Below are 13,504 nucleotides of genomic sequence, written 5' to 3' on the forward strand. Positions count from 1 at the left end.
GTGGAGAGGGGGAGATACAAGCATATGATGGGGAAGATTTCTTTATATGGAACTGTCATCCCAATAGTATTGGTTTTACTCGTGGGATTTATCATAATTGGAGGATGGAAATTCCTGCTGTTGATTGCTGGAATAGCTGCTGTCGGTAAGCTGTTAAGCAAATTTTTATCCGAAGCATGGGTGGATCCTATTTTATTTCTTCTGTTTATTGCCGGGATACAGTATCTCATTCAGGATATATATGTCACGATGATTGTAGCGTTTAGTATGATTCTCGTGAGGTTAATAGGAAAATTTATGAATAACAAGAAAATAGAAAGTGTGTTCGTTTTTCTCATAACATTTGCAGCTGCACTCATTCTTGAATATTCCGAAGACATTTTCCATAAAGAGGTGGAGGTTTCCGAATCAGAAGTTTACCACGCAGAACAAGATTTTGAATCTGCATATGATGCAGTTGAGAATGCAGTTATTCATATAGAGGAGGAAGAGAAGACGATTTATTTGCATTTCTCTGTAGAAGGATTTGATGCTGCGGGTGAAGTAGAGGAGTTGGGAGAGACTTTTGCTGAAACGATAAGTAACAAAGTTAGGGACACACAAGAAATAGAAGGTTCTAATACAGGAAATTATGGGGAGCTTTTTCAAGATTATGATCTCAGAATCTACATAAAAGATGAGGAAAGTGATGATCTGCTAACAGGAACAAAGGTAACAGAAGCAACAGAAATTTCATGGTATATATACAATACAGACTAGATACAAGCAGCATGGAAAGCAAGCCCGGGGTCTTCTGATTTCCACTCCGAGCCCGCTGCTGCCATGATTCATATCTTCGTCTAAGAGCGATTTCGGCGATGCCTTTCTTTACCGCCTTTCATCGCATTTAATTCTTCTTTATTTTTCTTCTTTTTCTTTTTGCCTTTATTTACGCTCATTCCTATACCTCCTTTTAGGTTAGTATGAGCGAAATAGTAGAAAAAATGTAATTACAGGCTACGGGCTTTTGGAAACAAATGGATGAATTGTATATTTTAAGTTCTTTATTTGGTTTATCCTTTAATCCGATTTTTTTATTGTTTGTCTTTTCATTGTTATTTTTTGAACATTCTCTAATAATAGTACGATTTATCATTATTATGATATAATTTTCAAGGAAAGCAGGTGAAGAAATTGATTGGTGAAAAAATAAAACAATTACGTAAAGAAAGGCAAATATCGCTATCAGAGCTTGCTGAACAGGCAGGTGTAGCGAAATCCTATTTAAGCTCCATAGAGAGAAACCTCCAATCGAATCCTTCCATCCAGTTTGTCGAGAAAATCAGTCAAGTATTAGGGGTATCTACGAATGATTTGATAAATGAAAGCAATTCCATTAACGAAACAGAATTAGATAGTGAATGGATGAACATTGTAAGAGAAGCAATGGAATCAGGCGTTTCGAAAGAACAATTTAAAGAATATCTGGAGTTTAATAAATGGCGGCAAGAAAAAAAGAATAGCTAAGTCAATAAACCGTTTAGCAGTGTGCTTTATGGTTTTTAATGCTAGGTTATAAAGCTTAAAAAGTGTTGTATTATAAAATGAATTCAAGTTCAATTCGCATTTATAGAAACCATCCAATGAAAAATCACATTAAGGAGATAATAATGCATCATACTTCACCTATTGCTAAGGGAAATACTGCCGAAATATATCTTCACGACAATAGAATTTTAAAAGTTTTCAAGGATTATTTGCCCGATACAGAAGCTGAAATGGAAGGAAATAAACAACAATTTGCATATGAAGCTGGACTTCCAGTTCCCAAAGTTTTTAGTATCGATAAAATTAATGGTAAACAGGCAATAACAATGGAATATGTGAAAGGACAAACGGTAGGAGAATTATATTTTAGTGATAAAGAACAAGCAGAATATTACTTGGCTATTTCTGTTAACATACAGCAAAAAATTCATCGAATGATTCCGAAATCAGGGACCTTTGAGTTGATGTATGATAAACTATGCCGGCAAATCAAAGCAGCTTATAATTTGGAAGAAAAATATAAAAATGCTCTATTACGGAAGCTGGACAAAATGATATTTGAGAATAGACTTTGTCATGGAGATTTTCATTTATTTAATTTGATCTTAGCTAAGGAAAAAATGTATATCATTGATTGGGTTGATTCCAGTGCAGGAGATATTCGCGCTGATGTGTGCCGTACTTACCTTTTATATAGCCAGTATTTTTCTGAATTAGCTGATAGCTATCTTCAAATTTATTGCGAAAAAAGCGGACTTTCAAAAGAAGAAATTTTGCAATGGGAACCGATTATTGCTGGAGCTGGATTAGCAGCAAACGTACCTGCTGAAAATGCAGCACGCTTGCTGGAAATAATAAAAAGTTATCCTTTATAATTAAATGATTATTCAATTATATTTAAATGGCAGAACAATGAAGATAGTAAATACATAACTCAATAATATATGAGTAATTCAGCAAGGGAACTGTAAGCGGCTGTGGATTTGGCAAGCTAGTATGTACTTAACGTTAGAGCAAGGAGAATGACATGAATCAACTTATAGAACTAAAACATATTAATAAAAAATATGGAAAGAAAAATATTTTATACGATATATCACTCAGCATGAACGAAAATCAGGTAATTGCCATATTAGGTGCAAATGGCAGTGGAAAGAGTACCTTTTTACGCATTGCTGCGGGGATAGAAAGACCGGATAGAGGGCAGGTAGTGTATCCGGATAAGAATATACGAATAGGATATGTACCAGAAAGGTTTCCGAAATATCTTCGTTTTACACCGGATGAATATTTGCACTATATTGGAAAAATAAGCGGTATTTCAGAGACCGAGCTTAAACAACGCATTTCCTCATTATTGCACCGGTTTCAATTGGATAAATGGCGTGGGCAGCGAATTAGCGGGTTGTCTAAAGGCAATATTCAAAAGGTGGGTATTATTCAAGCAATTCTTCAGCAGCCGGATTTACTGGTTTTAGATGAACCGTTATCTGGGCTCGATTTTCCAGCACAGCAAGAATTACTTCTGATTCTGGGAGAATTAAAGAGACAGGGAACAACAACCCTATTAACCTATCATGAATCATCCATGTTTGAAGAAATTGTTGACCAATCCTATTACATAAAAGATGGATACTTAACAAAAGAAAACTTTCTGAATAAAGATGCTGTTAAGCTGATTGAAGTGGAGGGGTTAACGGTTATAGACGTACAGGAATGGGAGGACGTGCTGGATATAGCAACAAAAGAAAACAATTTATTATTATATGTCGGCTCAGAAAATACTAATCAGGTTCTGACCAGGATTCTTGCGTTGCAAGGAAGCATTGAATATGTCGGCAACATAGAATTTAAAAAGAATGCAGAACAATAAAGATGCTTGTTCGCTTTGCAGGTAAGGAGAGATTGATTTGATAGAAGTTATAAAATACAGCTTGCAAGATTATATCCGTTCTCATAAATATTTTCCGCCGGTCTCCACATTTTTTGTGTTAATCATCGTTTTTTATACATATAAGCCAAATCCAATTGTCGATAGTTATGCGATTACGGCATTATTTTTGTTTGTGATATCTGCCTGGTTATGCATGAGCGTCTTATCCTTGGATTCATCAACTCAAAGACAGCTGTTGATTTTACATCTTAAAAGCAGTTATCGGTATTATTTGGCAAAATTAGTAACAGTGTGGCTGATTACATTGTTATTGGCAGTGTTTGCCTTTCTTTATCCGATTATATTTGATATGTTTTCTGGTTCTGTATCAGTTGCAGTTGGTTTGGTATCTTTTGTAAATCATATTTTATTAGCTGCACTCGGAGGTTGTATTGCAGCTTTCTTTAGTAAAGTAATGATGGAAAGTGCTATTAATGCTTATGGCGGTTTAGCAATGACGATTATCATCTCCATTGCTGCAATGGGTATTGAGAATGTTTTACCACCATCCATTAGATACATCACCTGGATGATACCGCCGGCAACGGTTACCCAGCAGCCACTATTTCAATGGGATGCAGGAAATCTGTCCAGTTTACCCAGCTTTCCATTTTTATGGATAATGATTTATACCGGGATGATAATGTTGCTGTTTCTGATAATAGCAAATAGAAGAAGTTGATTTTCTATTGAGTTATTTTGATAAGCAGAAAAAGATGAATGAAACATACTCAAAGCTTTATCCCATTTCTTTTCTCCCGCTAAATTAGCCTGAGTTATTCACGGAGTTAGCGCTCGTTATTTCCCGCCTAAATAAATTAATTTTCCCTCTTTATTTGAAGGCAGGGGTTTTACGGATGTTTCTCCGTGATAAAGTGAATATCTTAAATAATGAAAAGACAGGTCTGCTTCAAACAAGACCTGTCTTTTAAATTAAGTTTCACTGTAATGCTGTTGTTCCCATTCCTCGCGCAGCATTCCCATTCGTATAGAATCATAGTACACGCCATTATAATATCGGACCTTCCTAATCCGCGCTTCCATCTGCATGCCAAGTTTTTCCGCAACTCGAATTATTCGTTCGTTGCCGGACCAGGTTGTTAAGCCGATACGGACTAAAGGCAGCTGGTTAAAAAGATGATTGATCCATAGCTTTAAAGCCCGGGTGCCGATCCCTTTTCCCCAGGATTCTGCTTCATTTAAGACAATACCAATCTCTATCCAGCAGGAAGGTTGATGCTCCCAATAATAAGAAACAGTGCCTCTGATATTTTTAGCAACTTCGATAACCCAATAATTTTCAGAAGCTATCCATTTCTCTTGTTCGGATAAAAAAGTTTCGTATGATTTTGTGTGATGCGGAAAATAAGGAGCATCCCATTTTTTCCATTCAGGTTTTTCCTCTTTGTAAAATAATTCCCATAAACGTGGCAGATCTTCTTTCTTAATTGGTCGAATAGTTAGATTGTTATCTGTATACATTAATTAATAAATCTCCTTTTCATTTCATTTGATTACGTATCGATGAAAAATGATCGAAAAGGGAAAAATAACTTTACTTCTCAATCACCTGTATTACCTGTTTCATTTTAATCAGCTCCTTAAGGTTGAATTATATTTATTATAGCAAAATTTGCATAGAAAAATAGGCATAAAAAAACAAGCGCAAATAGTTGCGCTTGTTTTTTTAAACGATTAATTGAAAGATTTCGCTCCAAGATAATGCTGTTGCCAATAGTCAACGCTCATATCAGCTACAACCATTGCACCGCTGCCGCTGCTTGCGTGGATCATTTGGTTATTCCCAATGTAGATCCCGCTATGAGATGCGCCAGCTGTATCGTAGGTTCCTTCAAAGAAGACAACATCGCCTACGCTTGGAGAATCAACATGCACACCGTCATTTGCCCACATTTCACTATGTGTACGTGATACATCAATACCTACTTGATCAAATGTATAGTTGATCAATCCGCTGCTGTCTAATGCAGAAGGATTTGATTCACCTGGAGTATATGCTCCAAATTGATATGGGATTCCTAGTGCACTTCTAGCTGCGTCAACAATAGCTTGGTTACTTGCAGAAACATTTTCTGTTCCTCCATCTTGTGGTCCTACATTATCGTTATCTGTTCCGTTAGACTCAGTAGATTCATCAGATTCAGAATTATCTACCTCTTCAATCGTTATGCCATCTTCACTAGATTCTGATTCTGAAGATTCTTCGGAACTTGGAGTGGACTCAACAGGAGTTCCTAGTGCATCAGAAGTGGCTGGTCCGACAATACCGTCCTCTTGCAATCCTTGATCAGATTGGAAATCTCTTACGTCTTGTTCAGTAAGGTCTCCAAAAATACCATCTACATTACTAGAAGAATACCCGTGATCATGTAATGAGCTTTGTACATTTTCTACGTCTGAACCTGAATCACCTTGTTGGATAAGAGAAGAGTTAACTGTTGCAGAAGGTGCTTCTTCACTAGAAGGTTGTTCCTCTTGTATTTCAGGGAGGTTACTTTCCTCGTAGGTGATATCTCCTTCAGTTGATCCTTCTCCCGCATTTGCTAATACACTGGAACCTACTACTGGAGTTAATGCTAATGTTGTTGCAAATGCAGTCGAAATAACATATTTTTTTGCGTTAAGATTCAAAGGTGCCAAAAAGAATTCCTCCTTAAGAATTTATTATAATTTTGTTGGAAAACGGAAACCTATGTAGAGATTTCACTTTAATCATGGCGTGGAGGTCCGTGAATCCCCTTAATTCTGAATATACGGGGAGTACAAATCGAATGAGAAAAGGGAAAAACGGACGTACACCTTGATTTCGTCCAGCCAAGGTTTAGCTGAACTTTTATTTTTTCACTATATACAAGTTAACATAGAGATATCACAAGAAGGTGTCCATATTTTTAAAGAATGATAACAAATTATTAAAATATATTACATGAATCGACACGTTTTGATGTTTGCTGTAACAACATTTTTCGATAATTACGCTGTTTTTTTATTTCATTTTCATGTCGAAAAACTAGTAGTATTACAATCTTGTAAAAGAAATCTCAATTTTTAAAAAGATTATTAGAAAACATATAGAAAATAAGGTATTCTTTTAAGAGACGGATAGTTTACTAACGCATTTAAGAGAAGAAGCATTGAAACCTTTTACCGTGCTTCATCGTACAATTATATAAGCGAGAAAGAAAGGGATGATTCAGAATGCACTTTTTTAGAGGCTTTCATTCAGCTGAACGTGAAGCAAAACGAAATAAGCAAAATTTAAAAAAGAGCAAAAAAGAGATGGATAGGGTTATGCGGGAAATGCAAGCCAAAATCGATACCATTCAATTAAATATTACACGAACGAACGAAAAATTATTGGAACAGCAAGGGCTTGCTGATAAATTTACAAGGTATGAAGAAAGTACAGAGCAACCAAATGAAAAAAGTCGTTTTCAAATGCAGAAAGAAGCTGCACAAAAAGAGATTAATAAATTAGAAAAGGAAAAATATGATTTAGAAACGCAGATAGTTCCTTTCCAGCAAAGCTATGAACGAATGAGCCAAACGTTTTCAGAAACGTTTGACCGTCTGGATGCCATAGAGCGAGAGGCATCGGCAAAAGAAAACGAAGCAGATTTGATGAAATACACAACAGCAGAAGAAGAAAAGATCCAATTTGAGCTTGCTGAAGCAGAGGCGTTACTTGAATTGCGATCAGAAAAATGAGGTGAAGATGGATGTTAGTGCATTATAAGTGCCCCAACTGTGGTGCGGATATGGAGTTTGACAGTGCTTCTGGTCATTTGGCTTGTGACAGCTGCGGCCATGAGGAGCACATTGAAACGTATGATGACGTGAATATTACGCAATCCTTTGAAGAAGATGAAGCGAAGGAATATCATTGTGAGAACTGCGGGGCTATTGTTTTGACAGATGCAGACACTACAGCTACATCATGCAGCTTTTGCGGGGCGGGAGTGGTTCTTGCAGACCGGTTATCGGGAGATTTAGCTCCGGCTAAAGTAATCCCTTTTACAATTAGTAAAGAAGAGGCGATGCAAGCATTTAAAAAATGGTGTAAAAATGGGAGATTAACGCCAAAGGGTTTTATGACGGCAGACCGTGTAAAAAATATTACAGGAATGTATGTACCTTTTTGGATGTATGATTTAGATAATGATGTAGATGTAAAGGCAACAGGTACCAAAGTACGAACGTATCGGCGGGGGGATTACCGTTATACAGAAACGAAGTATTATCGTGTGCATAGAGATATTGATATCAGCTATTTAAAAGTTCCCGTGGACGCATCAGAAAAAATGAATGACGAGCTGATGGATAAATTAGAGCCATATGATTATAACAAGTTGGAAAGCTTTAAAACCCCTTATTTAGCAGGATACTTAGCTGAAAAATATAATTATACTGATGATGAGTTATTTGATCGGGTGAAAGCAAAGATTAAAGGATTTTTGGATACGTATATTGCTTCAACGATCCGAGGTTATAGTTCTGTCAGTTATCAGCAGAAAAATATTCGCACAAAGAAAGCAAAGAGCTACTATGTACTTTTACCTGTCTGGATGGTGTATTATGATTTTGATCAGCAGGAGCATACTTTTGCGATGAATGGACAGACCGGAAAAATTGTTGGTAAGCCGCCGTTAAGCTATTCAAAAGCAGCACTTTGGTTTTCTGGCATTGCCGGTGGGTCATTTGTTTTATTTAAAACTATAGCTATTATGCTGGGCGGTGATATTCTATGAGGAAATATCTAATCACTGTCAGTATACTTGTACTTATTTCTTTCTTGATGGTCCCTGCTGCGTTGGCAGAGAAGCAGTATATTTATGATGATGCGGACATATTTACGGATAATGAACGGACAGACTTGGAACAAAGAGCCGCTGAATATAGTGAAGAGAATGAAATTGATATTCTTATTTTGACGAAGGATTCGTCTGATGAGAGAGATATTGAACCGTATCTTCAAGATTTTTATGATGAGCAGGGCCCTGGATATGATGGAGAACATGGAGATACGGTTATCTTAGGACTTGATTTTTCCGGAGGTCCAGGAGATCGGGACCTATATGTTGCAGGTTTTTATGAAGGGGAAAAATATATCGATGATAGCCGTGGGGAGCAAATTGTAGAGCAGATCATCCCGGACTTATCAGCAAATGATTATTATGATGCAAGTTTATTATATTTTGAGAAGGTAGATCAATATATGGGAGTCAGCCCACTAGTGAATCCGGATGGTTTTTTACTTCAGACATGGTTTCATTTATTGGCAGCTGTTATAATTGGAGCAGCTATTGTCGGCTCCATGATTTTTAATATGGGCGGGCGTGTAACAACGAATGCAAGCACGTATCTGGATGCAAACAATTCTCATGTTAAAAGTAAATCTGATAGGTATTTACGAAAATCTGTAACGAAAACAAAAATTCAAAAAAACTCTGGAGGAGGCCGCGGTGGCGGCGGAGGTGGAATGACAAGAGGCGGTCATTCACACTCTGGAGCACGCGGGAAATTTTAACTTATCACGGAGAACCGCCCGTAAAACTCCCGCCTCCAAATAAAGAGGGAAAATAAATTGATTTAGGCGGGAGATAACGGGCGCTAACTCCCTGAATCACTTAGGCTAATTCAGTGGGAGAATGAAGGAAGCAGACTAAGTTCGCGACGTCCTGGGACTGGGGCTGCGATTACTCGTCCCATCGTAAAGAGTTGTGTGTCGAAAAACTTCCACTGAATGAAGTTTCGTTTTATAGAAAGTTATCAAGAAAGGATGAACTGAATGATGGGCTTTTTTAGAGGACAATTAGCAAACGTAATTGAATGGGAATCATTTCGTGATGATATGATTTTCTGGAAGTGGAATAATAATGAGGTTAAAAAAGGGAGTAAATTAATTCTTCGTCCTGGACAGGATGCGATCTTTTTTAATCAAGGGAAAATTGAAGGAGTTTTTAAAGAAGAGGGCGAATATGAAATTGAATCAGATATTATTCCTTTCTTATCTACGTTAAAAGGATTTAAATTTGGCTTTAACAGTGGAATGCGCGTAGAAGTACTGTTTGTAAATACAAAACAGTTTACCGTGAAATGGGGTACAAAAAATGCTATAAATATTCCATCCCCACAGCTTCCTGGAGGCATACCAATCCGTGCAAATGGAACCTTTCAATTTACAGTTAAAGATTATGTGAAGCTAATTGATAATATTGCAGGCGTAAGAGACAGTTTTCTGGTAGAAGATATTCGCTTGAGAATCACTGCGATTTTAGATCAATTATTAATGAAGTGGATTACCAGGGAAGGGAAGGATATGTTTAATCTGCAAGCAAATTCCTTTGAAATCGGTGAAGGAATCAAAGAAGATTTAGATAAGCAGGTTAATCAGGACGGTTTTGAGATTAATGGTTTTCAAATTATGAGCTTTAATTATCCAAAAGAAATCCAGGATATGATCACGAAAACAGCATCACACGGCATGATCGGCGATATGGGACGTTATAAAGATGTTGCCATGACTGATGCGATTGCTTCTGGAAAATCAGATGGCGGCAATTCTGCAACGGATATGGCTGGAATGATGATGGGAATGCAGATGGCGAAAGAAATGATGAACGGTACAAACGATCAAAACGTAACAAATCAACAGCAGCAGTCCAATCCAAATCAGCAACAAAATCAAAGTGGTCAACAGCAAAATCAAAGCCAACAGCAAGGTCAACAACATGAGAACCAACAAGCAGCTTCCAATAATGAAGGAAGCGGATCAATTCCAAACTTCTGCCCGAACTGTGGAAGTAAAACGCAAGGGATGAATTTTTGCGGGAATTGTGGACATAAGCTAGTTTAAATATAGAAAATGAACAGGAAACTAGGGGCTATCTTGGAGAGATTGCCCTCTTTTTTTACCTATTTGCACTTATGTATATCACGGAGAACCACCGTAAACTAATGTTGTCAGGTTAATACGACTGCTGCGACGGGTTATGGTGGGGTGAGTAATCGCAACCCCAGAAAAACATTACGTTTTCTATGGGCCCCGAGCTCATCTCCTCGGAAAAAAGAAGTTCGCTTTTTTCCTGCGGGGTCTTCCCGCTGGGACTGGGACTGCGATTACTCGCCCCATCGAAAAGCTTTTGCGATTACTCGTCCCATCAAAAACCGTCGCTAGATAGTTTTTTGCCATCTGTATTAAATTTAAGAAAATTCATTAACCTGACAACATCGCCCGTAAAACTCCCTCCTCAAAATACAGTAGGCTGCTTTTGGCTGTTGATCACAAAAGAATTTTAACGGGACCTGTGAGTAAAAAGCTCCTTAACTTTCATCTATTCTGCAATATGATATGATGAAATATAGATACGTAGAAAGAAGGTGCGATCAGGTGGTAATAGTTATTCTGATTTGTTTCACTGTCGCTATGCTGGCAGCTTTTGTTGGAAGTTTGGCCGGTTTAGGGGGTGGAGTGGTTTTAATTCCATTGCTTTTCATTGCCAATGGACATATAGAAGGTTTTGATTGGGTAACGCCTCAAACAGTTGTAGCAATGTCTTTATTAGTTATGTTCTTTACAGGGATTTCATCTGCATTATCCTATGCAAAAACAAAACGTATTGACTATAAGGCTGGTGGCCTGTTTTTAATTGGAAGTATCCCGGGCAGTATGTGTGGAGCATGGTTGAATCAATATGTTCAAGCGAATACATTTTATATTTATTTTGGTGTCTTAATTATTTTGATCGCAGCAATTCTTTTTTATCGACAGTTGAAAGGAATTCAGCCACGAAAAGTAGATATATCTGAAAAAGGATCTCGTCAAGCGAAAATAGGAACGAAAGAATATACATATAAAATTAAAATCATACCTGCTATTATGATTGCTTTCTTTGTCGGGATGCTATCGGGCTTTTTTGGTATAGGCGGAGGAGCGATTATGGTGCCGGTTATGTTGCTCGTATTTGGCTTTCCAGTACATATTGCAACAGCGACATCTATGTTTATGATTATTTTCGTAAGTTTGTTCGGAAGTATAACGCATATTGCGCTTGGAAATATAGAATGGGCATATATCCTTTTCTTTATACCAGGTGCATGGATTGGAGGAAAGCTTGGTGCATTAACAAATCAAAAGATTTCCAGCTCATTATTAGAGCTGTTTTTGAGAATCTTATTAATTATTATGGGAATTCGAATGATTTTACAAGGAATTGGTTAGGGGCGGTTAAGGATGTCTGAAGAGAAAATTTACTTTTACTATACAAATGATTTGCACAGCAACTTTGAACAGTGGCCAAGAGTGGCAGCATTTTTAAAAGAGAAGCAAGCCTCGAGAAAAGAAAATAAAGAAGCTTACTTTAAAATGGATATAGGAGATCATGTTGATCGTTCTCACCCTATTACAGAAGCATCACATGGATTGGCTAATGTTGAATTACTAAATGAAGCAGACTATGATATCGTCACGTTAGGAAATAATGAAGGGATCACCCTGTCTCATCAAGAATTATATCGATTGTATGATAAAGCTGATTTTCATGTTGTTTGCAGTAATTTATTCAGCAGAGATGAATTTACCCCGTTTTGGTTAAAACGTAGCCACACCTTGATGACCGAAAGCGGAATACGAATTGGTGTCTTAGGCTTAACTGCGCCATTTAATTCCTTTTATGAGCTGCTTGATTGGCATGTGGAAAATGAGTTCGAAATCATTGAAAAATATATAGAAGAATTGAAAAGAGAAACGGATATTATAGTGCTGCTTTCGCATTTAGGGATTTCTGTTGATCAAGAGATCTCTCGACGTTATCCGGATATTGATGTAATTATTGGTGGGCATACGCATCACTTATTAGAAGAAGGGATAGTAGTAAACCAAACGTTAATAACAGCAGCTGGAAAGCACTGTTACTATGTTGGAGAAGTAGAGCTTATTTGGGATCATGAAAAGAAAAAGGTTATTTTTAAAGAAGCAGCTGCAATTAGTTTGCAAGAGAGTGTAAAGGATCTGGAGACAGAAGAGCACTTGCAGCAATTATTACAGCAGGCAAACCATTACTTGGACCAAGTTGTAGCAAGTGTTGAAAAACCATTGGAAGTAAATTGGTTTGCAGAAACACCAATTATTCAATCTTTAACAAAAGTAATGAGAAGATGGACTAATGCTGATATTGCCATGCTGAATGCTGGCGTATTGTTAGATTCTTTCTCAGCTGGAGCAATTACAGTTGGAGATATTCACCGGATTTGTCCTCATCCAATTAATCCAGTGCTTGTTGATTTAAACGGAGATCAAATCGTGGAGACTGTTAGAGCTGCTTTATCACCTGCTTTTACGGAATTAAAATTAAAAGGATTTGGCTTTCGAGGAGAAGTTTTGGGGAAAATGATTTTCTCTGGAATTCGAGTCGAGACAGCTTTTCACCGTAACGGGGAGGTCTATGTGAAACAGGTTTATACAGAAGACGGTTATCCCATTCATCCAAACAAAGTATATTATGTTGCTACTGCCGATACTTTTACTTTTGGTCAGCTCTTGCCGGAAATTGCCCGTTCTACGAAAAAGCAATATTTTGTTCCAGAATTTTTACGTGATTTATTAGCTTATGCTGTTAAACAGCATTGATATTTTTCAAATCCACGTGTGACGTTCCGGCCCTCCTCTGCATACACTTATCACGAGAGAAAAACAGAGGGGGGCTTTTTTTTAATGATTACGGTAGAACCTCTTGAGGTAGATGGAATTATTTTTACAGCAGTGAGTGTGGAACTGCCACAAACAACTTTATTAACGATTAGTAATGATGTGGGGTATATTATGTGTGCTGCACTCGATGTAGACATTTTTAATGAAATACCTAAGTTAAAAGAAAGAAACGTTATTGCCGGCCGGGCAATGGGGGTAAGAACCATTGATCAATTGCTGAACGCTCCGTTACAGAAAATAACAGATGCATCGAAGGAGCACGGCTGGGAAGTAGGAATGACTGGAAAAGAAGCATTGCTTAAAATATCATAATA

At 37.4% G+C, this 13,504-nt stretch carries 14 protein-coding genes; 12 read left to right on the top strand and 2 right to left on the bottom strand.

The genetic code is table 11. The features are described from left to right. The first annotated feature begins 24 nt into the window (after positions 1-24). The 5 genes from BN986_RS07325 (at position 25) to BN986_RS07345 (ending at position 4,142) form a co-directional block, all read left to right on the top strand. Positions 25-759, top strand: a complete 735-nt coding sequence (locus tag BN986_RS07325) for a hypothetical protein (protein ID WP_040978998.1) — start codon at positions 25-27, stop codon at positions 757-759. 414 nt (positions 760-1,173) lie between these two features. Further along, positions 1,174-1,506 (top strand): helix-turn-helix domain-containing protein, encoded by a 333-nt coding sequence (locus tag BN986_RS07330; RefSeq protein WP_040978999.1) that lies wholly within the window; start codon positions 1,174-1,176, stop codon positions 1,504-1,506. A gap of 116 nt (positions 1,507-1,622) precedes the next feature. Next, entirely contained in the window at positions 1,623-2,402 is a 780-nt protein-coding gene (locus tag BN986_RS07335) for an aminoglycoside phosphotransferase family protein (protein WP_392392248.1), read from the top strand. Positions 2,403-2,554: 152 nt separating this feature from the next. After that, on the top strand, positions 2,555-3,400 hold the full coding sequence (locus BN986_RS07340; RefSeq protein ID WP_040979001.1) for an ABC transporter ATP-binding protein: 846 nt from the start codon (positions 2,555-2,557) through the stop codon (positions 3,398-3,400). A gap of 37 nt (positions 3,401-3,437) precedes the next feature. Next, complete coding sequence (locus tag BN986_RS07345) at positions 3,438-4,142, top strand: ABC transporter permease (protein ID WP_040979002.1); 705 nt, start codon at positions 3,438-3,440, stop codon at positions 4,140-4,142. A 251-nt stretch (positions 4,143-4,393) separates the two neighbouring features. Here BN986_RS07345 and BN986_RS07350 read toward each other — a convergent pair whose 3' ends face one another. Further along, positions 4,394-4,942: a GNAT family N-acetyltransferase gene (locus BN986_RS07350; RefSeq protein ID WP_040979003.1), complete on the bottom strand. Its 549-nt coding sequence runs from the start codon at positions 4,940-4,942 to the stop codon at positions 4,394-4,396. A 213-nt stretch (positions 4,943-5,155) separates the two neighbouring features. Continuing rightward, on the bottom strand, positions 5,156-6,121 hold the full coding sequence (locus BN986_RS07355; RefSeq protein ID WP_040979004.1) for a C40 family peptidase: 966 nt from the start codon (positions 6,119-6,121) through the stop codon (positions 5,156-5,158). A 558-nt stretch (positions 6,122-6,679) separates the two neighbouring features. On the opposite strand from BN986_RS07355, the gene BN986_RS07360 reads away from it, so the two are divergent. The 7 genes from BN986_RS07360 (at position 6,680) to BN986_RS07390 (ending at position 13,502) form a co-directional block, all read left to right on the top strand. Next, positions 6,680-7,189, top strand: a complete 510-nt coding sequence (locus BN986_RS07360) for a hypothetical protein (RefSeq protein WP_040979005.1) — start codon at positions 6,680-6,682, stop codon at positions 7,187-7,189. Between the two features lie 11 nt (positions 7,190-7,200). After that, a complete protein-coding gene (locus tag BN986_RS07365; protein WP_040979006.1) occupies positions 7,201-8,229 on the top strand; it encodes a TFIIB-type zinc ribbon-containing protein in 1,029 nt (342 codons plus the stop codon). Then, complete coding sequence (locus tag BN986_RS07370; protein WP_040979008.1) at positions 8,226-9,008, top strand: TPM domain-containing protein; 783 nt, start codon at positions 8,226-8,228, stop codon at positions 9,006-9,008. The genes BN986_RS07365 and BN986_RS07370 overlap by 4 nt, the downstream gene beginning before the upstream one ends. A gap of 264 nt (positions 9,009-9,272) precedes the next feature. Then, positions 9,273-10,337, top strand: a complete 1,065-nt coding sequence (locus BN986_RS07375) for an SPFH domain-containing protein (protein ID WP_040979009.1) — start codon at positions 9,273-9,275, stop codon at positions 10,335-10,337. Positions 10,338-10,871: 534 nt separating this feature from the next. Further along, a complete protein-coding gene (locus BN986_RS07380) occupies positions 10,872-11,702 on the top strand; it encodes a sulfite exporter TauE/SafE family protein (protein ID WP_316244921.1) in 831 nt (276 codons plus the stop codon). A gap of 12 nt (positions 11,703-11,714) precedes the next feature. Then, the gene (locus BN986_RS07385) at positions 11,715-13,109 is read left to right on the top strand and encodes a bifunctional metallophosphatase/5'-nucleotidase (protein ID WP_040979010.1); all 1,395 of its coding nucleotides are present in this window, start codon (positions 11,715-11,717) and stop codon (positions 13,107-13,109) included. Positions 13,110-13,193: 84 nt separating this feature from the next. Continuing rightward, positions 13,194-13,502, top strand: coding sequence for a YunC family protein (locus BN986_RS07390; protein ID WP_040979011.1), 309 nt, complete (start codon positions 13,194-13,196; stop codon positions 13,500-13,502). The last annotated feature ends 2 nt before the right edge of the window (positions 13,503-13,504 follow it).

The sequence above is a fragment of the Oceanobacillus jeddahensis genome, from assembly GCF_000750635.1.
Lineage (GTDB): Bacteria > Bacillota > Bacilli > Bacillales > Amphibacillaceae > Oceanobacillus > Oceanobacillus jeddahense.

Coding starts and splice junctions, on each gene's coding strand:
- BN986_RS07370 (WP_040979008.1), top strand. CDS start 8,226: ATGAGGAAATATCTAATCACTGTCAGTATACTTGTACTTATTTCTTTC.
- BN986_RS07340 (WP_040979001.1), top strand. CDS start 2,555: ATGAATCAACTTATAGAACTAAAACATATTAATAAAAAATATGGAAAG.
- BN986_RS07360 (WP_040979005.1), top strand. CDS start 6,680: ATGCACTTTTTTAGAGGCTTTCATTCAGCTGAACGTGAAGCAAAACGA.
- BN986_RS07375 (WP_040979009.1), top strand. CDS start 9,273: ATGGGCTTTTTTAGAGGACAATTAGCAAACGTAATTGAATGGGAATCA.
- BN986_RS07350 (WP_040979003.1), bottom strand. CDS start 4,942: ATGTATACAGATAACAATCTAACTATTCGACCAATTAAGAAAGAAGAT.
- BN986_RS07390 (WP_040979011.1), top strand. CDS start 13,194: ATGATTACGGTAGAACCTCTTGAGGTAGATGGAATTATTTTTACAGCA.
- BN986_RS07325 (WP_040978998.1), top strand. CDS start 25: ATGATGGGGAAGATTTCTTTATATGGAACTGTCATCCCAATAGTATTG.
- BN986_RS07335 (WP_392392248.1), top strand. CDS start 1,623: ATGAAAAATCACATTAAGGAGATAATAATGCATCATACTTCACCTATT.
- BN986_RS07385 (WP_040979010.1), top strand. CDS start 11,715: ATGTCTGAAGAGAAAATTTACTTTTACTATACAAATGATTTGCACAGC.
- BN986_RS07365 (WP_040979006.1), top strand. CDS start 7,201: ATGTTAGTGCATTATAAGTGCCCCAACTGTGGTGCGGATATGGAGTTT.